Here is a 20,090-nt window from a genome sequence, read left to right on the forward strand (position 1 = left end):
CATCCGGGAGGCGAGGTGAAGAGAGGCGGCATGCAGACCGGCCTTTCCTCCAAAGTGGAAGGAGATGAGGCTGCTGTTGACTCCTGCCGCATCGGCGATCTCTCGGATGGAGGCGCCTTCGAACCCCTTCTCGGCGAAGATGCGGATGGCGGCTTTCAATAGCATCAGTCTCGAGTTTGTGATCGGCGCAGGCGTTTTCAGGTTGTCTCTAGATTCAGTCATTGGTTTAGACCTCCTCCGAGCAGTCGATCCAGCTCGGCGCGCGTGAGATCATGTCCCAGGCGAGCGGCGAGAAGTTCTGCCTCGGAAGCATTGGCCTCGGCATCCGCTTCCAACTTTTTTGAGACTGGGATCAGTCCGGACTTGTGCTGATTCCCGGCCAGACGGGCCTTTTCTACGTTCATGGCATACGCATCTTCAGCGGCCTCTGACAGGATTCGCGCTGTTTCCAGCTTACGGAGCAGCCGATCGAGATCGATCTCGGTTCGGTTGCGCACCCGGTCGTAGTTGCTCGAGGCTTGGCTCGCAAGGGCAGCCCGCTGGTGGACCACACCGGATCGCTTGCCCCAATCAAAAATGGTCCAACTCAGGGAGAGCCCGTAGGAGGTGGAGTTGGCTTGGACGAAAGGAAGTCCATCCTGGTGGGTCTGACGAATGAAGGCACCCACTTCTGGAATGTATTCGGATTTACCTGCCTTGAGGGCGCTACGGCTTTTCTCGAGCGACGCCTGGGCAACCGCCAAATCGGGATTGGACGTCCGGACCTGTTCCAGCATCGCTTCGCGCGTTGGAAGCGGACGTGAATCAGGGGAGACAGGGGCAAGGTCCAGTGGAGTCTGAAGGGGTTCACCCATCAGGTCGTTGAGTTCCGAAGTGAGATCAGCGGCTGTGGCCTGGGCGGTACTCAGCTTGTAGCGGTTCTGAAGGAGCTTGGCCCGACTCCCAATTTGCTTCACATTCAGGGCATTCCCCGCTTTGACGGCATCTTGGGCATCCAGTTCCTGGGATTCGGCCGCAGCCACGCCTGCCTGAGCAGCCGAGATTTGGGCCTGAGCGATCAGAAGGCCATAGTAAGCCTGGCGTGTCTGATAGGCGATCTCGGTCTCTATCTTTCGCAGCTCGGCCTTTGCCACCCGCTCCTCGGCAGAAGCAACCTCGTTCCCATGGTGGATCTTAATAAGCTGGGTGAGGGGCTGACTCAAGGTGATGTTCTGATAGAAAAGATGCGTCTTACCCTGGCCCAAGTTGGCGTCCTGGGTCGGGAAGGGCCCTAGACCTGGCACGTTCCCGAGGGAGCCTGCCGGAACGGTCATGAATGGTTGATCGTTGCGCTTCAACCAGGTGGCATCCATTGCGAGTTGTGGGAAGTAGTCGGCTCTCGCCGTGTGTTTCTTCCCCGCTGCCTCATCGACCTTGGCCCGGGAGATGCGGATTGCCGCACTGTGGTCGAGGGCGCTGGCCACAGCGCTCTCGAGGGTCAGGTGCTTGGGGTCCGGCGCCCCCGCGCTGAGCGGGGATGCCAAGACCAAGGCCAGGAGGACCATCGGGATGACCGAAGCCACACGGCTTCCAGGAGACGAATTCTCTTTGGACCGGAACACGAGCACGTAGATGACGGGGACCACCAGGAGCGTGAAGAACATCGAGAAGATGAGTCCCACAGCCAGAACACTCGCAAGGGGGCTCCAGAGTTTGGAACCGGAGATGATCATGGGCGTGACACCCACGGCCGCAGCCATGGTGGTGAGGAAAATGGGACGGAGCCTGCGTTCGCCTGCAAGGGTGGCGGCCTCTACCAGAGGCACTCCCTCGTGCAGCTTTTCCTTAATGTAGTCGATGAGGATGATGGCGTTCCGGACCACGATGCCGCAGAGACTGATCATGCCCATGAAGGCCGTGAAGGGGAGCAGACCCAGCTTTGGTCATCCCGATTCATGCGGATCAACCAACCGGGCAGCCAAGTGGATTTTCTGGTCGATTTCACCCTGGGAGTCTCCTACAACATCGATCACCACAAGAAACTCATCCAGAAGATGAGCTGGGACGACCTTGAGATCGCGGCGGGGGCTGCCGCAGAAAAGCTGAAGAAGCTGCCGCCCTTGGTCCTGAAGGTGATGGGTGCCAACGATGTCACCGTCACCGTGGTGGACGAAGGGTCCGAAATCCTCCTTGGCCGCGAGTGCCACAAGTGGAAGATCGCCATGGGCCCGATGATCATCGAGACCAGCAACGATCCCTCGATCACCCCCCCGGTGCCCGCCATCCCCTATCAGCGCTTCCTCAGGCTTCATACCGCCATCGGCCAGCTGCAGGCCGATGCCGCCTCCACGCTCAAAGTTGGTGAGGAACTGGCCAAGGTGCAAGGCATTGCCATGAAGTACCGCATCTTGCTGCCCATCGCGGGACAGACGACGACTACCACCACCCATATCGAGGAAGGGCCCATTCCCCCCTCCGCCTTCGAACTGCCTGCGGACTACCAGGTGGAAGACACAGGCAAGCAACTGCGGGAGAACCTGGGCGTATACGTCAGTCGTCCTGCTTCTGTAATCCAGGTTCAGCCGTGTTCAGGGATCTGAGGACCGTCGTCAGTCCGTGGCGGCGATGGGTGGCCATCGGTCTGCTGCTGACGGCAGGGGTCCTGGCCGTCTCAGTGCTGGGTGATGGTCACGGCTACCCCGTGCTGGTGCGGGCGCGCGAGCTCGTATTCTGGGCCCTGGGCTGCTACCTGGGAATCCGGGTCTTCACCCATGTGCTGCTGGACCCGCTGCTGAGCCACTGGCGCACCTCCACTCCCGGGTTCGCCCGGGATCTGGTGGTGGTCGCTCTGTACCTGGGTGCCGCGATCTTCCTGCTGCACAGATCTGTGGGCGTGAACCTGGGCACCCTGATGAGCACGGGCGCCATCGCCGCGGCGGTGGTGGGTCTTTCCATGCAGGAGACTCTGGGCAACCTGTTCGCTGGCATCTCCATGAGCCTTTCCCCGGCCTTCCGGGTGGACGACTGGGTGGAGGTCACCGGCAATCTGAGGGGTAGCAGCGGTCAGGAGAACTTCATCGGCCGGGTCGATGCCATGACCTGGCGCACGGTCCAGATCATCACCGAGAACGGGGACACCACCATCCTTCCCAACCGGATCATCGCCCAGGCAGTGGTCACCAACCTGTACGCCCCTTCCGGTCTCCACCGACGCACTTTCAAGGTTGTCATTGCTCCCCACGACGCCATGGCGGCCACCCTGGCGGCCCTGGAGCAGGCCCTGGGCGGCATCCCCCACTACCCCAATCGCAAGCCCGAGGTCAGAACCCACAGTTTCGACATGGGCGGAGTAGTACTGGAATTGCGGTTTTGGGCCCTTGGATTCCGTCATGGCCGGGCTGCCAACTACCAGGCGGTGCGCCTGACCCAGACGGTGCTGAACCGCCTCGAGGTGCCCCTGCTGGGGCCCCACGGACCTACCCCCACCTGGACTGACCCGGTGGTACTCAGGGACGGGGCCATGGAAGACATCCTGGAACGCTTCGGGTTGCCGCGGGAGTGGGCCCCGGAGCTCAAGGAGGGCGTGGTCCTGCGCCGGGCCGAGCCAGGCGAGGGAGTGATTCGGGAAGGGGATCCGGGCGCGTCCCTGTTCCTGGTCATGGCCGGCACCTTGCAGGCGGTGAAGGCGGTCGAGCGGTTCGAACCCTACACCGGGCTGTTCTGGGAGGTGATCGGGGAACTCGGCCAGGGGGCCTGGTTCGGCGAAGGCTCCCTGCTCACGGGCGCGCCCCGCCGGGCCACGGTGGTGGCGGTGACGGCGTGCGAGCTGGTGGAGGTACCCAAGGCCGCCTTCGAGCGCGTCCTGCGCAGCGCCCCCCATCTGGTGGAGGGCCTGGTCGAACTGAAGGAATCCAGGTCCGGGCACTTGTCCGACTTGACCCGGACGGCCAACCGCCGAGACTTGGCGCGGGCGGAAATCAAGCGCTGGTTTGGGCTCTGATCCCCATGCGATGTTTCCTGGCCATCCTCCTCCTGAGTTTCTGCCTGTGGGCCCAGGCCCAGGAACGCCTCGCGCTGACCGTGAGTCCGCCAGACCAGCGGTTCCGTTTCCTGCCGGTGCTCCACGCGCCCGGTGAGCGCCCGCTGGTGCTGGCTCTGCGGGGCGGAAGCGCCAAGGGCCTGGCCCACGCCGGCGTGCTGCGGCGCCTGGAAGAGGAAGGCTGGCACCCCGAGGGAATCGTGGGCACCAGCGCCGGCAGCTTCGCAGCGGCGCTCTACGCCAGCGGTTTCGGCGGGGTCGGGGCCGAGCGGATCTTCGAGCGCCGCGATTTCTCACTGGTGCTCGATGATCGACGGCGGACGCCGGGCCTGAGCGCATCCGAGGACGAGGAGCGGCACGGCACCTTGATGGGACTCTCCTTCGTCGGCGGTCGGCCCATCCTGGTGCCCGGCGAGGAGCGTGCGCGCCGCCTGCGGATCGCCCTGTTCGAAACCCTGGCCCGGGCCCAGGCGCTGGGTGGCTCCGACTTCGACCGCCTCGGTTCCCGCCTGCGGGTTGTCACGTCCAGCCTCACGCGGGGCGAGGCCCGCATCCTGGCCCAGGGGGACCTTGTGGATGCCGTGAAGGCCTCCATGTCCATCCCGGGGCTGTTGGCCCCCGTGACCATCGGAGATGAGCAACTGGTGGATGGAGGCCTGGTGGAGAACCTGCCCGCCATGGCGGCCCGCTCGGCATTTCCCGGCGCCCGCATCCTCGCCGTGAACATCGGGCGAACCTGGAACACCACGCCGCCTTCCGACATCCTGACCCTGCTGGACCGCAGCCTGGACCTGGCCATGCGGGTCACCGAATCGCGCAGCGAGGCGAATTCGGATCTGGTGATCCGGCCCGAGACCGACCAGGTGGACGAGTTCGCCTACCGGGGCAAGGAGTCCCTGCTCTTCGAGGCTGGCGCGACCGCCCTCAGTGGCGCCCTGCCCAAGCTGGAGGCCCTCCTGATGGCGGATGCCGGGGTACCGGCCGCGACCACCCTGAGGGTCGATGGCCCCGGGCATCCTGATCTGGCTGGGTTGCTGGCCGACACCCGGCCGGCCGCCGGTCCCTGGCGCCGCGCCGACCTCTGGCGCCTGCTCCGCCGTGCCTACCGAAGGTTGCCGCTGGAACAGGCCTGGGTGGATCTGCCCGCCACTCCTGAAGGCGAGGCTACCTTCCACTGGGAGCCCGCGGCTCTCATCCAGCGGGTACAGTTGGACCTGCCCGCGGACTGGGCCACGACCTACAAGGCCCGAGTGGTCCAGAGCCTGCGCGAGCGGGGCCTGGTCACGGGGCAGCCCTTCCACGCCGCACGCTTCGGACTGGCTGAACAGGAACTCCTCGCCGAGGCCGTCGGCAAGGGCGCAGCCATGCTGGATCTGCGGGGCAGTGGTTTCGCCAATGGGGTGCTCACCCTCCAGGTGCGTGAGCCCAGCCTCGTGCGCGTGCAAGTGGAGCCCGGCCCCATGGCGGCCTCCACCCGCGCCATCGCCCAGGAGTTGGAAGGCCAAGCGCTTCGCGCCTCGGAACTGGAGGAGGTACTGGGACGCGCCCAGGACCGCATGGGTTTCCAGCGGCTGGAGACCCGCCTCCAGGAGCGCGAAGAGGGCCTTGTCCTCAACCTTCGCCCCGTGGGCACCCAACCCACCCTACTGAACCTCACCCTGGCCTACGAAAGCGACTGGGGCCCGCACGGCGGGGTCCTTATGCGGGGCCGGAACCTCTTCGGCGGCGGCGAGAGCGGCTCCATCGAAGCGGTGGCCGACAACCTCCAGAAGCGCCTGGAGGGACACGTGGCCTGGAGCTTCCCCTCCCTTCCAGCCTTGTCGCTGGGGGCTTTCGGCACTTGGTCGCAAAACGACGTGCGTGGCGGCGTCCTGTTCGTGGAGCCCATGGCGGACCTAGACTCGCGCTTCACCCGGAAGGAATTGGGCGTGGAGGCCATCCTGCGCTGGGGCAAGGAGGATCGAGCCCGCTTCGGCCTCGCGGCCTTCCAGCACAGGGGCACCTTCACCCGCGCAGGGACCGACATCGACACGCCGAATGCCACGGTGGTGCGGGGCTGGCTGGAGTGGGACGATCTGGACTTCCACACCATCCCCACCGAAGGCACCCTCCTGCGCTTTTCGGCGGACCGGAGCCTCTCCGTGGAAGGCGAGGCCCACCCGTACTGGCGCAGCTATGCCCGAGCCAAACGCCACCAGCCCCTGAGTTCCAACTGGGGACTAATGGTGGACACCGAAGTGGCCCTGTCGAAGGATGCGCCGCCGGATCGCCTGTGGATCGCGGGCGGCAGCGATTCCTTTATCGGCACCCGCAGTGCCGCCTACCTCATGCCGAACTTGGCGGCACTAAAGATCGGCCTGCCCTACACCAAGGCGTCGATGGTGGGTACGGGCTGGCAGATCGGCCCCCGCTTCGACCTGGGTCGGGCCTCTGACCAGCCGTCCACTTTGGGCGATGGCCTGCGCATCGAAGGGTTGGGCCTGGTGGCCAGGACCGGCTTCCGAGAATTCTTCATGGAGTTATCCGTCGGCCGGGTGCACCTCCACCGAGGCTCCGCCTCCCAACACGAGAACCGGGTGTCGATTCTCCTGGGCGCCCGGCCTTTCGATCTCTGGCGGAGGAAGTAGCCCCGGGGCCAAGCCCCGTGACGGTGCCCCCAGTCAGGCCCTTGAAATTTCCGTGAGTTTCTATGCCAGTGCTAAGTCCAGCCGCTTGCCTAGAGGCAAAGCTTCCCGCCCAGGGGCTTCCCGCCCAGGAGGTGGAAATGCAGGTGGAAGACGCTCTGGCCGGAGTCGGGGCCGTTGTTGCTCAGGAGGCGCCAACCCCTGGCGGCGATCCCGTGTTCCTGGGCCAGGCGGGTGGCCACCTGGGGAAGCCGCCCCACGACTTCCGCGATCTCAGCGGTCATGTCACCCAACCCCTCACAGTGGGCCTTGGGGATGAGCAGCAAGTGCACCGGCGCCTGCGGAAAGATGTCCTTGAAAGCGAGCAGGCTGTCATCTTCGTACACTAGGGCGGCGGGGATTTCCTTCCGCGCGATCTTGCAGAACAGGCATTCGCTCGTCGTGGCGCTCATCAGGACCTCCCATGTTCCATATCATCTTGCATCAGCCCGAGATTCCGCAGAATACCGGAAGCATCGGCCGCCTCTGCGTGAACAACGGGGCGAAGCTCCACCTGATCCATCCGCTGGGTTTCGACACCAGCGATTATTACTTGCGTCGGGCTGGCCTGGATTATTGGGAGAAGCTGGAGCCCACACACTACGAGAACTGGGAGGATTTCCTGACCCGCACGCCCGCGAAACGCCTCTGGTTCTTCAGCACCAAGGGCGCACGGCGACATACGCAAGTGCCCTGGGCCTACGGCGACGGCCTGGTGTTTGGCCAGGAGACGGTAGGGCTTCCCGATCACCTCCTGAAGGCCTACAACGACCATCTGGTGCGGATCCCCATGGTGGGCGACCACCATCGCAGCCTGAACCTGGCGCAGGCGGCAGCCATTGGCCTTTACGAGGCGCTGCGGCAGACTGAGAACTGGTAATCCTCGTACCGGAGTCCCCATGAGCCAGGCCCCCATCCGCGTCGTCATCGCCAAGCCCGGCCTGGATGGGCATGATCGCGGCGCCAAGGTCGTGGCCCGGGCCCTGCGGGATGCCGGCATGGAGGTCATCTACACCGGCCTGCGCCAGACGCCCCAACAGATCGTGGCCGCGGTGGTGCAGGAGGACGCCCGGGTGCTGGGCATGAGCATCCTCAGCGGTGCCCACAACCAGATCTTCCCCGAGGTCATGCGCCTGCTGAAGGAACAGGGCGCGGATGATGTGCTGGTGTTCGCCGGCGGCATCATCCCCGACGGCGATATCCCCGATCTCAAAGCCATCGGCATCCGCGAGATCTTCCAGCCCGGCACGAACACCGACGACATCGTGGCCTTCATCCGCCGCGAGATCTCCGCCTGATGGCCAAGACCTCACCCCTGTTCGAGTGCACCGCCTGCGGCGCGCGCCATCCCAAGGCCATGGGCAAGTGTACCGGCTGTGGCGCCTGGGATACGGTGCAAGAGGTGCGCGGAAGCCTGAAGCGTGACCTTCAGCGGGCGGGCTCGGCCTACGCGCAAAGCCACTACACAGGCCCTGTTGCCTTGCCCGATGTGGATGTGACGGACACCGAGCGCAGCCCCACGGGTCTGGTGGAGTTGGATCGGGTCCTGGGCGGCGGTGTGGTGCCGGGCATGGTGGCCCTGCTGGGCGGTGAGCCCGGCATCGGCAAGTCCACCCTGCTGTTGCAATGGGCCGCCACGGCGGAAGGCACCGTCCTCTATGCCAGCGGCGAGGAGAGCGAGCGCCAGATCAAGCTGCGGGCCCAGCGCCTTGGCGCCGAGAACCCCGGCATCCACCTGCTGGCGGAAACGGACGTGCGCCGCATCATCGAGGAGGCTGAGCGCATGAAGCCGGGCCTGCTGCTGGTGGACAGCATCCAGACCCTCTTCGATCCCGACTTCGAAAGCAGCGCCGGCAGCGTGAGCCAGGTGCGCGGCTGCGCCGCCATGCTCACCCGCTGGGCCAAAACCACGGGCACCCCCCTGGTGCTGGTGGGTCATGTCACCAAAGATGGAAGTCTGGCGGGCCCCAAGGTCCTGGAGCACCTGGTGGACACGGTGCTGGCCTTCGAGGGCGACCGCCATCACCATCATCGCCTGTTGCGGGCGCTGAAAAACCGCTTCGGCGCGGCCTTCGAGCTGGGCGTCTTCGCCATGACCGAGAAGGGCCTGGTGCCCGCCGAGGGCAACCCCTTCTTCCTCGACGCCGAACCCCGGCCGGGTTGCGCCGCCACGGTGGTGCTCAGCGGCACCCGGCCCATGGTGGTGGAGATCCAGGCTCTGGTCGCCGCCGCGGGCCTGGGCATCCCCCGCCGCACGGCCCTGGGCATCGATGGACCACGGCTGGCCATGCTCTGCGCCGTGGCGGAGCGCCGGGGCGGCGTGCAACTCCATGACCGGGACATCTACGTCAACGTGGCAGGAGGCCTGGAGATCGAAGACCCCGCCGCCGATCTCGCCGTGATCGCCGCCCTCTGCAGCAGTGCGGGAGGGCGTCTGCTGGCCGAGAAGTGCCTCTTCATGGGCGAAGTGGGGCTGACCGGCGAAGTGCGACCCGTGGCCCAACTTCCCTTGCGGCTCCAGGAGGGAGCGCGCCTGGGGTTCGCCTCGGCTGCCGTGCCCCGCCTCGGTCTGGAAGGGAAAAGCCCCCTTGATCTCTTCCCCGAGACCAGCGTTGAACGCCTGCGGGGGAAGGCGTGGCTGAAGGGGGTCGTGGAAGAATGAACGGGGTCTCTGGGAGGCCAGTCTCCTCATTCCGCTTTATGATCGCCTCATGACCTGGCGACCCATTCCCCGGGTGGACGTGGATTCCCGCGCCCTGCCCCTTGATCCCCGCCAGGGCTACTTGCTGTCGCGCCTGGATGGGACCCTAGACCTGCCCACCCTCGCGGCGCTCACCGGCCTGGAGGAAGGTGAGCTGGCTGGGATGCTGCACGAACTGGTGGCCCTGGGCGCCGTGGCCGTTGAGGAACCCTCCGCCCCGGTGGCACCTCATCCGGCCATCGAACCCAATCCCGGGGAGAGCGAACCCCGAGGCGAGGAGGCGGACGAGGATGCCCCCCTCGTCGCCGCCCGGGCGGCAACCCACCGCCAGTTGTTCGAGCATCAGCTGCACGCCCGGCCGGTGGATGAGCGCGTGGCCCTGGCGCACGCGGCCGTGGAACCCGAACTGAGCGCCTTCTGCTTCGATCCTACGGCCGAGGTGATCCGCGCCGTGCTGGAGAACCCCCGGGTGGGCCCCGTCCACGCCCGCCTTCTCGCGGCGCACCACCGGACCTCTGCGGGCCTGGAGGCCCTGGGCGGCCGCGCGGCCTTTACGAACGACCCTGGCGTGCGCCGAGCCCTCCTCCAGAACCCGCTGCTCCCGGCCAGCCTCTACCGCCGGCTCTGGTCCTCCCGGCGCCTGCTTGAGCAGTACCTCGTGGCCACCTCGCGCGATGCACCCGAGCAGGTGCGCGCCATGGCCCGTGATCTCCTCCGCGCCAGCTTCACCCAGCGCACGGGCGAGGAGAAGGCCGAGCTCATCTTCACCACCGAAGGCCGCTGCCTCGCCAGCCTGGTGGGTCTCACCCTCGACGGCCACGCCACCGCCCTGCTCTGCCGCCGCACCTACGTCTCTACCCTGCTCATCCAGAACCTGGGCCGCTGGAGCGCCACGCCGCCCCAGCTCATCGCCCACCTCCGCCGCCAGGACACCGTGAAGCGCAACGCGCCCCTGCGCCAGCTGCTGGAGCGGCACCCCAATGCGAGCGGATGACCGCCAGCTGAGCTAGCGCGTCACCCAGGTGGCGAAAGTCATCCAGAGCCCGGTGCCGGCCAGGGCCAGGCGCAGCCAGTGCGACAGGATGATGAAGAGCCCGCCCCACAGGAAAGCCGGATGGAGGCGGCCCGTGTGGCGGCGATCGTAGATCGCACAGCCGATCACCGCGAGATCCGTCAGCCCGAAGTAGGCCAAGGGGCCCGCCTTGGCGATGGCATCCAGCGGGATCCGCGCGATGGCCGCCGCGAGGATGCCCACGCAGGAGAGCAGCATGAACCGCTTGTGGTAGTCTCCCCGGGCCCTGAGGCCAAGGCCCGCGCCGACCATGGTTCCGAACACCACCATGTCCCCCAAGGGCACCACCAGGAAGATCAGGGGCGGCGGTCCCGGGGAGCGCCCCGAGTGGGCGGCATTGATGGCCGTCACCGTACCGACCACCAGCACCGCCACGGCCAGGAAGGCTCCGAGCATCCCGAGCTGACGATGGAGATCCAGCCGGCGCACAGCCACCAGCCGCGTCTGCACGACAAACAGGCCGAACCAGAGGCTCATGATCAGGCCGTGCAGATGTAGCAGGGGCGGGAGCGTGGGCGTGCCGAAGGCCACCTTTAGATAGTAGGTCTTGGCGAACCCCAGGAGCACGAGGCCGACGATGGCCCAGGCGCCGAAGGTGTAGAGGCCGTGGCGCGAGGCAAGTGCCGTCGCACGCGAGTCAGTGGTCATGTCTGTCCTCCGGGTGCAAGGGCAACGGTGGAAAAGCAAAGAATGGAGTGGCCCTTCATGTTGGGCTACTGAGACCCATGATCAATAGTTTTTTATCGATATTTTTTTCTAACGACAATGAAACATCCAGGCCTATTCCTGTCTCTGCGCCCGGTCCTCCGGTGGCCCGCCGCGCAGCATGTCGGCAGGGACCGGAGGGAGGTCAGGAGCGAAACGACGACCTCCCGAGCTCCACCGGGAGGAGATCGTGGTTGAGCGGCGGGGTGGCCTTCTGTCAGCCACCGCCCTCTTCAGAAGGAAAGCCTGACCAACCGCCAAGGCACTAAGACCACCAAGAAAACCGAAGACAGATTGCCTTTGCGGTTCTGGGTGGTCTTGGTTGTGTTTCTATATTTATGAAGGCAGGCCGGCTCAGGCGTAGACGCGCTGGAGCCCCGGATCCTGGGTCAGTTCCTCGATGAGGTCGCGGACGCTGATCAGGTCACGGAGCTTGGCGCCGTTGCTGCCGGTGAAGAAGAGGCCGTTCTCTTCGTCGCCTTGCATGGCATCAGCCAGACGGTCGGCGATGCAGTAGCCCACGGCCGCGGCGCCCTTGCCGTGGCCGCAGGGCGACAGGCAGTTGCTGACGCAGCGGATCTGGGGCGCGGTGCCGGCCTCGATGCGCGCCTGCAGGGAGGTGCGCACGCCGCGGGCGGGCAGGCCCACGGGAGACTTCATGAGGCCGATGTCCTCAGCCTTGGCACGGAGGATGACCTCCTTGAAGATCGGGGAAGCATCGCACTCGAAGGTGCCGATGAAGCGGGTGCCCATCTGCACGCCGGAGGCACCCAGAGCCAGGAAGCGCTGGATGTCCGCGTGATCCCAGACGCCGCCGGCCACCAGGATGGGGAAGTCGCCCCACTTGTCCCGCTCCGCGATGACCTCGGGCAGGATGTTCTCCAGGGTGTGGGCCGGATCGGCGCAGCCCTCGTGGCTGAAGCCCTGGTGGCCGCCGCTTTCGGGGCCTTCCAGCACCACCGCGTCGGGCAGGCGGTTGTATTTCCGCTGCCACTGCTTGCAGATCACCTGGAGCGCCCGGCCCGAGGACACGATGGGCACCAACGCCACGTCCGCGTCGCCCACCATGCCCGGCAAGCCCAGGGGCAGACCCGCGCCCGACACGATCATCTGGGCGCCACCTGCGAGGGAAGCCTTTACGGCGGCTTCGTAGCCCTCGATGGCACAGAGGATGTTCACGCCCACGGCACCGCGGCCAGCTGCACGTTCCCGGGCCTCCCGGATGATCCACTCCAGGGCCTTCGGCGGATTCAGCGAATCGGAGCCATCGGGACGGCCCAGGCGCATCTTCGGATTGGCCGAGCCGTGATAGCCCGTGCCGATGGCCGAGACCAGGCCCACACAGCCCTCGTGGGCGACGGCCCCGGCGAGCCCCTCCCAGGAGATGCCCACGCCCATGCCACCCTGTTGGATGGGATAGGCCAGGTCGAGGTTGCGGATCCGCAGGCGCGGCAGCGTGCAGGCACCTTTGCGCACCAGAGCCTGAGCCATGGAATCAAGGCCGGCCATGAGGCGCGACCGGAAGGCCGCCAGCGGCGAGGCATCCAACATCGAGGGTGTGCGGGGCTGAAGGCCGAAGGCGCCGTCGGCCATGGCCTGCTTCGCCTCGGCTTCGGTATCGGCCGTGGCCATCACGGGCAGGCCCAGAGAACGGAGAGCCGCGACCAGGCCGGGCCGGGCCAATAGCGCGGAAGCGCCGCCGGCCTTCGCCTGGGCTGCTTCTTCTGCGTTCTGGACGGCCACAATGCGGGGCAGGTTCGCCTGGCGCAATAGATCCAGCGTGGGGGGCAGCTCCGCCGTGTGCAGGAGGAAGGCCACGCCAGCCTCGCGGGCCGCGGCCATGACGCTGTCGGCACTGTCGCGGAGGCCGCGCAGGTCCAACCCGATCTTGCCCCCATCACGCATGGAGGCTCTCAGTTCGTGCAGTCGTTCCCGGAGCTTGGCGGTATCGGGAAAAGCTTCGGTGCGGGGCAAGGCCCAGCCGCCAGCCCGGAGGAAGGCGGCCTGGAAATCAAGCGACCCGGGAGCCTGCCAGCCCTGGAGGGTGGGCAGGGACGCGGTGTTGAAGACAGACTCGGACATGCAGGGCTCCGTGGGAGCGGAAATGGCTTATCTCCCAAGGACTATTGTGAGGCCAATACCCCTGTGACGGAGTTCAACCTTCCTACCTTGGGTCAAAAGCCTTGACCGCTCCCCCGGGATTCTCCTAGCTGCGTGGGGCCTGCGCTGGCGCCGGGACCTCGACGGGATCAAGGAAAGGCATCATGCGACGCAGCTCGCGACCCACCTGCTCCAGGGGATGGTCGTGGTCGGCGGCCCGCTGGGCCTCGAACCACTTGCGGCCCGTGCGGTTTTCCTCGATCCAGGCGTTGGCGTAGCGGCCGTCCTGGATCTCCTTGAGGATCTCCTTCATTTCAGCCTTGGTCTGGTCGGTCACGATGCGGGGGCCGCCGGTGTAGTCGCCGTACTCGGCCGTATCGCTGATGCTGTAGCGCATGTAGCTGAGGCCGCCCCGCTGCATCAGGTCCACGATGAGCTTCAGCTCGTGCAGGCACTCGAAGTAGGCGATCTCAGGCTGATAGCCGGCTTCCACCAGCGTCTCGAAGCCTGCTTTCACGAGGGCGCTGGTGCCGCCACAAAGTACAGCCTTCTCACCGAAGAGATCGGTTTCTGTTTCTTCCGTAAACGTCGTCTCCAGGACGCCTGCCCGAGTCAGGCCAAGGGCCGCCGCATAGGACAGGGCCATGGCTTGGGCCTGCCCGCTGGCGTCCTGGTGGACCGCCACCAGGGCCGGCGTGCCACCGCCTTCGACGAAGACCTCACGGACGCGGTGGCCGGGGCTCTTGGGCGCCACCAGGCTCACATCCACGCCGGCGGGCGGCTTGATGAGGCCATACCGGATGTTGAAGCCGTGCGCGAACATCAGCGTTTTGCCCGGAGTCAGGTGGGGCGCGATGGCTTCCTCGTAAAGGGCGGCCTGACCCGTATCTGGCGTGAGCACCATGATCACATCCGCCCAGGCTGACGCCTCGGCGGGGGTCATGACGGTGAGCCCCTGGGCCTCAGCCTTCGCCCGGGAGGCGGAGCTGGCCGGCAGGCCCACCCGGACGTGGACGCCACTGTCCTTGAGGTTGAGGGCGTGGGCGTGGCCCTGGGAACCGTAGCCCAGGATGGCGACCTTGCGGGCGCGGATGAGGCCGAGGTCGGCGTCGTAGTGGATCTTGGCCATGGTGGGCTCCTTGTTGGTGGTCGGGATGGGAAGGTTTTGGGTCAGACGGACATGGCTTGGTTGCTGGCCGGTTCGGAAACCCGGTCAGGGCGGGCTTCCGGTGAGGCCCGGGGCCCCCGGGCCATGGCGACGGCACCCGTGCGGCCCAATTCGAGGATTCCGTAGGGGCGCAGCGCATCCACCAGGGCATCGATCTTGTCGGGACCGCCAGAGCACTCGATGGCGAGGCTGTCCCCGGCGATGTCCACCACGTTGGCGCGGAAGACCTGGGCCAGCTGGAGGATCTCGGAGCGGACGTCCAGTCCCGCCGCCACCCGGATGAGGGCCAGGTCCCGCACCACCTTCGGACGGTCGCCCAGCTGCTGGACCTCAAGGACGTTCACCTGCTTTCGCAAGTGCTCCACCGCCAGCCGGACAGTGGTTTCTTCTGCGTCCACAACGATGGTCATGCGGGACTGGCGGGGCCGCTCCGTGGGGCCCACGGTGAGGGAATGGATGTTGAAGCCCCGGCGGCGGAACAGCGAGGCGACGCGCGTCAGCACGCCGGGTTCATCATCGGTATAGACCACGAGCACATGGGGCATGGGGTTCCTTTCAAACAGGGTCGGACCCGGTTTCGGCGATGACGCTGGCAGAAGGGCGCCGGATCATCTCGTGCAGCGCCGCCCCGGCAGGAACCATGGGATAGACGCTGTCCTCCTGCTCCACCCGGAACTCGATGAGGGCGGTACCTGCCGCTGCCCGGGCCGCGGCCACGGCCTCAGCCAATGCAGCCCGGGTGTCCACGCGTTGGCCATGGATACCGAAGGCCTCGGCCAGCTTCACGAAGTCCGGCGACAGGATGGGGGTCGCGGCGTAGCGGCCCTCGTAGAACATGGCCTGCCACTGGCGGACCATGCCGAGGAAGCCGTTGTTGATGACGGCGATGTTCACCTTCACCCCCTCCTGCACCGCGGTCATCAGCTCGGCGAAGGTCATCTGGAAGCCGCCGTCGCCGGCCACCACCCAGACCTCGGCCTCGGGCCGGGCGATCTTCGCGCCAATGCCCGCCGGCAGCGCAAAGCCCATGGTCCCCGCGCCCCCGCTGGTGATGAGGCTGCGCTCCGCGTCGTGATGGTAGTACTGGGCCTCCCACATCTGGTGCTGGCCCACGTCTGTTGCCACCACGGCCTGGCCGTCGGTGAGGCGCCAGAGGTCGTGCATCACATGGGCGGCGTAGAGGTGGCCGTCGTCCGGCAGGTTCTTGATGTCCCTGACCGCGGAATCACCGCGCCACTCCCGGATCTTCCCCAACCAGGCAGAGCGGTCCGCCACTGGGACGCCGGGCAGCAGGGCCTGCAGGGTGCTGCGCAGGTCTCCGGCGATGGCCACGTCCACCGGCACGTTCTTCCCCAGTTCGCTGGCATCGATGTCGATGTGGATCTTCTTCGCGTGGAGAGCGTACTCCTTGAGCTTGCCGGTCACGCGGTCGTCGAAGCGCATGCCCAGAGCCAGCAGGAGGTCCGCCTCCTGGATGGCCTTGTTGACCCAGGCCTCGCCGTGCATGCCCATCATGCCGAGGCTGAGGGGATGAGTAGCGGGCACCGCGCCCAGACCCAGCAAGGTCAAGGCGAAGGGGATGTCCGCCCGTTCGGCCAGGGTGAGCACCTCGGCCCGGGCGCCGGAGAGCTGGATGCCATGGCCCGCCAGGATGAGCGGCCGCTTGGCGTGGCGGATCAGTTCCAGCGCGCGGTCCAGCGCGGTCGGATCCAGGGGCGGCGGCAGGTGGCGCAAGTGCCGGATGGGCTGGGCCGCTTCCCAATCGAGGTCCGCCCGGCCCTGCTGGGCGTCCTTGGTGATATCCACCAGCACGGGACCGGGACGACCGCTCTTCGCCACCGCGAAGGCCTCCCGCAGGGCGGGCACGATGTCGCTGGCGCGGGTGACCAGGTAGTTGTGCTTGGTGACAGGCAGGGTGATTCCGGTGATATCCACTTCCTGGAAGGCGTCGGTGCCCAGCACGCCGGAGCCCACCTGCCCCGTGATGGCCACCAGTGGGGTGGAGTCCATCATGGCCGTGGCCAAGCCCGTCACCAGGTTCGTGGCGCCGGGGCCCGAGGTGGCCACCACCACGCCCACCCGCCCGGAGGCGCGGGCGTAGCCGTCCGCCATGTGCACGGCGCTCTGCTCGTGGCGCACCAGCACGTGGCGGATGTCGAAACCCACCATGGCGTCGTAGGCCGGCAGGATGGCCCCGCCCGGATAGCCGAAGACGGTGGTGACGCCTTCCCGCGTCAGGCATTCCCAGATGAGCTGGGCCCCCGTGTGCGTTCCAGTCAGAGTCATGGTTCCCCCTTCACTGGGCCAAGGTGATCGCGCCTTCGGAGGCGCTGGCCACCGTGGCGGCGTACTTCGCGAAGACGCCTGTGCGGTACCGCGGCGCGGGGGCTTTCCACTCGGCCCGACGCTTCGCCAGCTCCGCCTCCGGCACCTTCAGATCCAGGCGTCGGGTGGGAATGTCGAAGACCACCGTGTCGCCCTCGCGCACCAGGGCGATGGGCCCACCCACGGCCGCCTCCGGCGCCACGTGACCCGCCATCAAGCCGCGGGTGGCGCCTGAGAAGCGGCCATCGGTGAGGAGCGCGACGGATTCGCCGAGGCCGGCGCCCACCAGGGCCGCGGTGACGCCCAGCATCTCGCGCATGCCCGGACCACCCTTGGGACCTTCGTAGCGGATCACCACCACGTCACCGGGGTCGATACGTCCTTCCTGCACGGCCGCGAAGGCATCCTCCTCATGCTCGAAGACGCGGGCCGGGCCCGTGTGGTGCAGGCGCTCGTGGCCGGCCACCTTGATGACGCAGCCCTCCGGCGCCAGGCTGCCGCGCAGGATCACGAGACCGCCGCTGGCCTTCAGGGGCTTGTCGAAGGGGCGCACGACCTCCTGCCCGGGCGTCTCCGGCGCACCAGCCAGTTCTTCGCCCAGGGTGCGACCGGTCACGGTCATGGCCGCGCCATGGATGAGCCCGCCCTCCAGCAGGCGGTTCGCCACCAACCGGATGCCCCCGGCGGCGTACAGGTCCGGGGCCATGAACCTTCCGCCGGGCTTCATGTCCGCCAGCAGCGGCGTGCGGGCGCTCACACGATCGAAGTCCTCCAGGGTGAAGGGCACACCGGACTCCCGGGCCAGGGCGAGGTAGTGCAGCACGGCGTTCGTGGAACCTCCCGTGGCGGCCACGGCGGCCACGGCGTTCTCGAAAGCCTCCCGGGTGAGGATGGCGCTGGGGCGCAGGTCGCGCTTCAGCAGCTCCATGACGAGGCGCCCGCAGGTCTCGGCGGCCTCGCCCTTGCGGGGATCCTCCGCGGGAATGCCGTTGAGGCCCATGGGGCTGAGGCCGAGGAGCTCCAGGCTGGCGGACATGGTGTTGGCGGTGAACTGGCCGCCACAGGCTCCGGCGCCGGGACAGGCGGCATCCTCGACTTCCTTCAGGCCCGCGTCGTCCAGGCGGCCCGCGCTGTGGGCGCCCACGGCCTCGAAGACATCCTGCACGGTGAGGTCCTTCCCCTCGCAGTGCCCGGAGGCCGTGGAGCCGCCGTAGAGGATCAATCCGGGGATGTCCAGGCGAGCCAGGGCCATGGCCACGCCAGGATTGGTCTTATCGCAGCCGGAGAGGCACACCAGCCCGTCGAAGGCGTTGCCCCGGGCCACCAGCTCGATGGAATCGGCGATGACCTCGCGGCTCACCAGGGAGGCCTTCATGCCTTCCGTGCCCATGGTGATGCCATCGCTGATGGAGACCGTGCAGAACTCCATGGGTGTGCCGCCGGCGGCACGCACGCCCACCTTCACGCGCTCCGCCAGCTCGCGCAGGTGGTAGTTGCAGGGGCCGATCTCGGTCCAGGTGTTCGCAATGCCGATGATGGGCTTGGCCAGGTCCTCGTCCGTGAAGCCGATGGCCTTGAGCATGGCCCGGGCCGGGGCGCGGCTGGGGCCTTGCGTGATGACGCGGCTGCGGCGATTGAGAGATTGTCCTGCGTCCGTCATGGTCTTCCTCAGTGGAAGGCCGCCGACCTCGGAGTGGCAGGACCGATGTGAAAAGGCCCCGCATCCTTCGAGGTGCGGGGCCGGTTTCGGTTTTGTTCCGAGAACTTAGGGGGCCCCCACCTCGCCGCTAATAATCAGCACGGCGGGAATGGCCACCAGGCCGGCCACGGGGCGCACCACTGCGGGCGACATCGCCGCAGGTGCCGAGTGGTCGAAGGGGGAGAAGCTCATGGGCAACGAGTTTCAGGGGTCGTGTGGGAAAAGTCAACCAGGAAGTCGGGCCGTATCGGGGGGTCATGGGAATCCTCAGGAGAATCGATTTCGAAAGGGTCGGGCTGATGTGAAAAGGCCCCGCCTGGGTGCGGGGCCGGGATCCAGATGGTGTGCCGTCCCCGCCCCTAGCCCGTCAGCCGCAGTACCAGCCCGGGCAGCCTGGTAATCAGGACGACAGCCCGCACTCGGGAGAGCGGGAGCACGTCGATGCGGGCAGAGGTGGGAGGCATGGGTTGGGTTTCCGGGTGGAGGAAGAAGGGAGTGAGGATCAGAGCTGGTTGCGGACGCCCTCGGGCGAACCGCACCAGGCATAGGCGGAGTCGGCGAGCCGGGCTCCTTTGGCGCCGGGAGGACGGATGGCCTCGCGGATCCGCGTGCCCAGGGCGCGGGTGCCGTGGTGGTGCTTGAGGCCCTGCAGGTCGGCCGTGCCGTGGCCACCCTTGAGCACGCGGTCCACGGCGGCTTCGAGGGCCCGGGCTTCGGTGTCGAGCCGGAGGCTGTGGCGGAGCAGCATGGCCGCCGAAAGGATCGTGCCGATGGGATTGGCGGCATCCTTGCCCGCGATGTCCGGCGCGGAGCCATGGATGGGTTCATAGAGGCCCACGGGTCCGCCCAGGCTGGCGGAGGGGAGCAAGCCCAGCGAGCCGGCGAGCACCGCCGCCTCGTCGCTGAGGATGTCTCCGAAGAGGTTTTCCGTCAGCACCACGTCAAAGTCCCGGGGCCGGGTGATGAGGGCCATGGCGAAGCTGTCCACGTAGGCGTGGGTGACCTGCACCGTCGGATAGGAAGGCGCCAGCTCGTCCACCACCTGGCGCCAGAGGCGGGAGGTCTCCAGCACATTGGCCTTGTCCACCGAAACCAGCCGACGGCGTCGGGTAGCGGCCAGCTCGAAGGCTACGCGGGCGACCTGTTCGATCTCGGTGCGCGTGTAGGGCAGCGTGTTCACGGCCCGTTCGTTCGAGAAGGAACGCGGCTCGCCGAAGTAGAGGCCGCCGCCCAGTTCGCGGACGATCATCAGATCCGTGCCATGGGTCACCTCCGGACGGAGGGGCGAGGCATCCTCCAGGGCCGGGTGGACCTTGACGGGGCGCAGGTTGGCGTAGAGCCCCAGGGACCGCCGCAGACGCAGAAGACCGGATTCGGGCCGCTGTTCCCGGGGGTGGCGATCCCAGGCGGGCCCGCCCACGGCGCCCAGCAGGACGGCCTGACTGGCCTGGCACTGGGCGAGGGTCTCCGCCGGGAACGGATCACCGGTGGCGTCTACTGCGGCGCCGCCGATGAGGGCCTCCTCAAGGTGGAACTGGTGCCCGTAGGCCGCAGCCACGGCCGTGAGGCAGGCGGCGGCTTCGTGGACCACTTCAGGCCCCACGCCATCGCCGGGAAGAAGGGTGATGCGGGCTTCCAC

At 67.1% G+C, this 20,090-nt stretch carries 17 protein-coding genes and 1 pseudogene; 7 read left to right on the forward strand and 11 right to left on the reverse strand.

Annotated elements, in window-relative coordinates; all coding sequences use genetic code 11:
- Positions 1-90 precede the first annotated feature (90 nt).
- Together NOV74_RS15440 and NOV74_RS03855 are read right to left on the reverse strand one after the other, a co-directional pair.
- Positions 91-222: pseudogene (locus NOV74_RS15440) on the reverse strand (TetR family transcriptional regulator); the annotation flags it as partial.
- Positions 219-1,889, reverse strand: coding sequence for a TolC family protein (locus tag NOV74_RS03855; RefSeq protein ID WP_257309417.1), 1,671 nt, complete (start codon positions 1,887-1,889; stop codon positions 219-221). The pseudogene NOV74_RS15440 and the gene NOV74_RS03855, both read right to left, overlap by 4 nt.
- 45 nt (positions 1,890-1,934) lie before the next feature.
- On the opposite strand from NOV74_RS03855, the gene NOV74_RS03860 reads away from it, so the two are divergent.
- From NOV74_RS03860 to NOV74_RS03870, 3 genes are read left to right on the forward strand one after another with little or no spacing between them, the layout of a single operon-like run.
- A complete protein-coding gene (locus tag NOV74_RS03860; protein WP_257309421.1) occupies positions 1,935-2,579 on the forward strand; it encodes a hypothetical protein in 645 nt (214 codons plus the stop codon).
- A gap of 29 nt (positions 2,580-2,608) precedes the next feature.
- On the forward strand, positions 2,609-3,979 hold the full coding sequence (locus NOV74_RS03865; RefSeq protein ID WP_257309422.1) for a mechanosensitive ion channel family protein: 1,371 nt from the start codon (positions 2,609-2,611) through the stop codon (positions 3,977-3,979).
- A 5-nt stretch (positions 3,980-3,984) separates the two neighbouring features.
- Positions 3,985-6,645, forward strand: a complete 2,661-nt coding sequence (locus NOV74_RS03870; RefSeq protein ID WP_257309423.1) for a patatin-like phospholipase family protein — start codon at positions 3,985-3,987, stop codon at positions 6,643-6,645.
- Positions 6,646-6,734: 89 nt separating this feature from the next.
- Here the strand turns inward: NOV74_RS03870 and NOV74_RS03875 are convergent, their stop codons facing one another.
- The gene (locus NOV74_RS03875) at positions 6,735-7,094 is read right to left on the reverse strand and encodes a histidine triad nucleotide-binding protein (RefSeq protein ID WP_257309424.1); all 360 of its coding nucleotides are present in this window, start codon (positions 7,092-7,094) and stop codon (positions 6,735-6,737) included.
- 11 nt (positions 7,095-7,105) lie between these two features.
- Here NOV74_RS03875 and NOV74_RS03880 point away from each other — a divergent pair, with 11 nt between their 5' ends.
- The 4 genes from NOV74_RS03880 to NOV74_RS03895 are packed head-to-tail and all read left to right on the forward strand — an operon-like array spanning position 7,106 to position 10,376.
- On the forward strand, positions 7,106-7,561 hold the full coding sequence (locus NOV74_RS03880) for a tRNA (cytidine(34)-2'-O)-methyltransferase (RefSeq protein WP_257309425.1): 456 nt from the start codon (positions 7,106-7,108) through the stop codon (positions 7,559-7,561).
- A gap of 19 nt (positions 7,562-7,580) precedes the next feature.
- Positions 7,581-7,979: a cobalamin B12-binding domain-containing protein gene (locus tag NOV74_RS03885; protein ID WP_257309428.1), complete on the forward strand. Its 399-nt coding sequence runs from the start codon at positions 7,581-7,583 to the stop codon at positions 7,977-7,979.
- Positions 7,979-9,343 carry a DNA repair protein RadA gene (radA, locus tag NOV74_RS03890; RefSeq protein WP_257309430.1) on the forward strand — a complete coding sequence of 455 codons (1,365 nt, stop codon included), beginning with the start codon at positions 7,979-7,981 and terminating at the stop codon, positions 9,341-9,343. The genes NOV74_RS03885 and radA overlap by 1 nt, the downstream gene beginning before the upstream one ends.
- 49 nt (positions 9,344-9,392) lie before the next feature.
- The gene (locus NOV74_RS03895; protein ID WP_257309432.1) at positions 9,393-10,376 is read left to right on the forward strand and encodes a hypothetical protein; all 984 of its coding nucleotides are present in this window, start codon (positions 9,393-9,395) and stop codon (positions 10,374-10,376) included.
- 12 nt (positions 10,377-10,388) lie between these two features.
- Here the strand turns inward: NOV74_RS03895 and NOV74_RS03900 are convergent, their stop codons facing one another.
- From NOV74_RS03900 to leuB, 8 genes are all read right to left on the reverse strand, one after another.
- The gene (locus NOV74_RS03900) at positions 10,389-11,102 is read right to left on the reverse strand and encodes a hypothetical protein (RefSeq protein WP_257309434.1); all 714 of its coding nucleotides are present in this window, start codon (positions 11,100-11,102) and stop codon (positions 10,389-10,391) included.
- 411 nt (positions 11,103-11,513) lie between these two features.
- Entirely contained in the window at positions 11,514-13,241 is a 1,728-nt protein-coding gene (locus NOV74_RS03905) for an NAD(P)H-dependent flavin oxidoreductase (RefSeq protein WP_257309435.1), read from the reverse strand.
- 124 nt (positions 13,242-13,365) lie between these two features.
- Complete coding sequence (gene ilvC / locus NOV74_RS03910; RefSeq protein ID WP_257309437.1) at positions 13,366-14,388, reverse strand: ketol-acid reductoisomerase; 1,023 nt, start codon at positions 14,386-14,388, stop codon at positions 13,366-13,368.
- 41 nt (positions 14,389-14,429) lie between these two features.
- Positions 14,430-14,972, reverse strand: coding sequence for an acetolactate synthase small subunit (ilvN, locus tag NOV74_RS03915; protein ID WP_257309439.1), 543 nt, complete (start codon positions 14,970-14,972; stop codon positions 14,430-14,432).
- A gap of 10 nt (positions 14,973-14,982) precedes the next feature.
- The gene (ilvB, locus tag NOV74_RS03920; protein ID WP_257309440.1) at positions 14,983-16,713 is read right to left on the reverse strand and encodes a biosynthetic-type acetolactate synthase large subunit; all 1,731 of its coding nucleotides are present in this window, start codon (positions 16,711-16,713) and stop codon (positions 14,983-14,985) included.
- A 10-nt stretch (positions 16,714-16,723) separates the two neighbouring features.
- A complete protein-coding gene (ilvD, locus tag NOV74_RS03925; RefSeq protein WP_257309442.1) occupies positions 16,724-18,412 on the reverse strand; it encodes a dihydroxy-acid dehydratase in 1,689 nt (562 codons plus the stop codon).
- Positions 18,413-18,517: 105 nt separating this feature from the next.
- Complete coding sequence (locus NOV74_RS03930; protein WP_257309444.1) at positions 18,518-18,643, reverse strand: hypothetical protein; 126 nt, start codon at positions 18,641-18,643, stop codon at positions 18,518-18,520.
- A 310-nt stretch (positions 18,644-18,953) separates the two neighbouring features.
- Entirely contained in the window at positions 18,954-20,090 is a 1,137-nt protein-coding gene (gene leuB / locus NOV74_RS03935) for a 3-isopropylmalate dehydrogenase (protein ID WP_257309446.1), read from the reverse strand.

This window comes from Geothrix fuzhouensis, from assembly GCF_024609325.1.
GTDB lineage: Bacteria > Acidobacteriota > Holophagae > Holophagales > Holophagaceae > Geothrix > Geothrix fuzhouensis.

What these genes read in the sequence shown, in the direction of transcription:
- NOV74_RS03900 (WP_257309434.1), bottom strand. Translation starts at nt 11,102, where the DNA reads ATGACCACTGACTCGCGTGCGACGGCACTTGCCTCGCGCCACGGCCTC.
- NOV74_RS03855 (WP_257309417.1), bottom strand. Translation starts at nt 1,889, where the DNA reads ATGGGCATGATCAGTCTCTGCGGCATCGTGGTCCGGAACGCCATCATC.
- ilvD (WP_257309442.1), bottom strand. Translation starts at nt 18,412, where the DNA reads ATGACGGACGCAGGACAATCTCTCAATCGCCGCAGCCGCGTCATCACG.
- NOV74_RS03895 (WP_257309432.1), top strand. Translation starts at nt 9,393, where the DNA reads ATGACCTGGCGACCCATTCCCCGGGTGGACGTGGATTCCCGCGCCCTG.
- NOV74_RS03870 (WP_257309423.1), top strand. Translation starts at nt 3,985, where the DNA reads ATGCGATGTTTCCTGGCCATCCTCCTCCTGAGTTTCTGCCTGTGGGCC.
- NOV74_RS03885 (WP_257309428.1), top strand. Translation starts at nt 7,581, where the DNA reads ATGAGCCAGGCCCCCATCCGCGTCGTCATCGCCAAGCCCGGCCTGGAT.
- NOV74_RS03860 (WP_257309421.1), top strand. Translation starts at nt 1,935, where the DNA reads ATGCGGATCAACCAACCGGGCAGCCAAGTGGATTTTCTGGTCGATTTC.
- ilvC (WP_257309437.1), bottom strand. Translation starts at nt 14,388, where the DNA reads ATGGCCAAGATCCACTACGACGCCGACCTCGGCCTCATCCGCGCCCGC.
- NOV74_RS03905 (WP_257309435.1), bottom strand. Translation starts at nt 13,241, where the DNA reads ATGTCCGAGTCTGTCTTCAACACCGCGTCCCTGCCCACCCTCCAGGGC.
- NOV74_RS03930 (WP_257309444.1), bottom strand. Translation starts at nt 18,643, where the DNA reads ATGAGCTTCTCCCCCTTCGACCACTCGGCACCTGCGGCGATGTCGCCC.
- NOV74_RS03880 (WP_257309425.1), top strand. Translation starts at nt 7,106, where the DNA reads ATGTTCCATATCATCTTGCATCAGCCCGAGATTCCGCAGAATACCGGA.
- NOV74_RS03875 (WP_257309424.1), bottom strand. Translation starts at nt 7,094, where the DNA reads ATGAGCGCCACGACGAGCGAATGCCTGTTCTGCAAGATCGCGCGGAAG.
- ilvN (WP_257309439.1), bottom strand. Translation starts at nt 14,972, where the DNA reads ATGCCCCATGTGCTCGTGGTCTATACCGATGATGAACCCGGCGTGCTG.
- radA (WP_257309430.1), top strand. Translation starts at nt 7,979, where the DNA reads ATGGCCAAGACCTCACCCCTGTTCGAGTGCACCGCCTGCGGCGCGCGC.
- ilvB (WP_257309440.1), bottom strand. Translation starts at nt 16,713, where the DNA reads ATGACTCTGACTGGAACGCACACGGGGGCCCAGCTCATCTGGGAATGC.